Here is a 1688-nt window from a genome sequence, read left to right as displayed (position 1 = left end):
GAATGTTAAAATGGAGGAACATTTGCAATTACTTTTACGGTTTTTCCGTAATCAATTAAAAGGCGGCACAAAAAAAGGACCTATTTTAAAATAAGCCCTTTGAGTTTGGGAAGGCGTTCTTTGACAAAGATGGTAACAAAATCAGATAATATCTATTAACAAAAACCCCTTCCAGATTCTGGAAGGGGTTTTTGTTTTAATCTTTTTTACTTGGTGGTGGAGGGGGTGGTGAAATAAAATTTAAAAAGTTCCACTTTATTAATAAATCTGTAGAATCGTTTTTACCTTCGATTGATTTCTTATAAGAATTTAGTATTTTAGAATATTTTGTCTCTAAATCCTTCAACTTACTTGTGGTATCTACTTTTATCATTATAGAGGCTCGTTGTGGATTTTTAGAGGCATAGTGAAGTTTACCATAGTTGAAATAGTGCAAAGGTAAAATTGAATCGAGTTTTCCTAATGAATGATTTCCTTTAAACCAAATTGAATCTGAATTGATATGTAAGTTATCAAAGTATTTACTGTGGCTATTCCAAAAAAGCGCCAATTGAACATAGTTTATTGTGGAATCATCTTCTATTTTAAAATAGGGAACATTATTTTGAGGTTTTTTCGTAATTTCTTTTAAGTCTTTTGTGATTAAATTATCATTTACAAAGGAATCATTAATATCATATTTCAAGACTTCATTTTTCAGACTCCTTGGGTAATAATTAATCTTCTTATGCTTATTACACGATACGTTTAAAAATGTAATTAAGATTAAAACTCTTATCAATAAGATATTATTCTTAATTGTTACAACTGCTTTCATAATTATCATTATAAAGTATTGAAGTTAGGTTCTCAAAATCATTAAGTTCATCCTGTGTTACTAGGTTAGATTGGATTCCATATAGTTGTAATCCATCCCATGCTAGGTATTTATAGTGCTCAGGAGTCTGAGAAAATGAGTCATATTCTCTTATTGCATCCCTTAGGGGTGTTATAAAGTACTGAGCCATATAGAAATGTTGAGCATTTGTAGTAGCTGTTTTTGGGTTTATATCTTGATAATATTCATACATTCTTTTAAGCCAATTAAATCTCTCTTGAGAATAATTATATGGAGGAGCATTATTAGATATATAAATTCTATGCAGCTCTGCATGGATTGTTTCATGAAGTATTGCTGCCGCAATATCAATAGACCTTCCATTTGCCTGTGTCAAATTTAATTTTATTTCAACAATATTATTTGCATCAGGTGGAGTTGTTCTAAAAACAGCACCTGAATTTTCGGTAAATGTTGTAAATTTCAATTTAAATTTACTTTTGTTATCAGTAAAGGCATTACTTAGTCGTTTAAATAGATTGTTTCCACTGGAGATAAGTTCATTGAGTACACAATCTTCTTTAGTACCAACAAATGAAGGGTCTTTCATAATTTCATTTTCAAAATCCACTTCACCACCATTATCTAGATTTAGGGCCTCAATCGTAAATGCTTGCGCTTGTTGGCTACATTGGTTGTCATTAAGGTAATTGGCAATAATCTCACTCTCCACCCTATTGAGCGCGTAGACCAAATTGGGGTCAAAGGTATCTCCACTGTTAACATCTGCATGGCCAAGGCAGTTAATAATCTGTTCTTGGTGGGTGTTAAAGGGTACTGCAGGTATAGGGTCTGGGAGATCTGGCTCCGC

2 protein-coding genes are annotated in these 1688 nt (G+C 32.1%); both read right to left on the bottom strand.

Annotated features, from left to right (window positions below; translation table 11 throughout):
- Nucleotides 1-196: 196 nt before the first annotated feature.
- Nucleotides 197-817 carry a hypothetical protein gene (locus J4050_RS15120; protein WP_208155455.1) on the bottom strand — a complete coding sequence of 207 codons (621 nt, stop codon included), beginning with the start codon at nt 815-817 and terminating at the stop codon, nt 197-199.
- The coding region (locus J4050_RS15115; protein ID WP_208155454.1) for a hypothetical protein at nt 795-1688 on the bottom strand (894 nt) is incomplete at its 5' end. The genes J4050_RS15120 and J4050_RS15115, both read right to left, overlap by 23 nt.

The sequence above is a fragment of the Winogradskyella pelagia genome, from assembly GCF_017581965.1.
Classification (GTDB): domain Bacteria; phylum Bacteroidota; class Bacteroidia; order Flavobacteriales; family Flavobacteriaceae; genus Winogradskyella; species Winogradskyella pelagia.
Note: the sequence above shows the minus strand (reverse complement) of the source record. Positions and strands in the feature narration are given on the sequence as shown.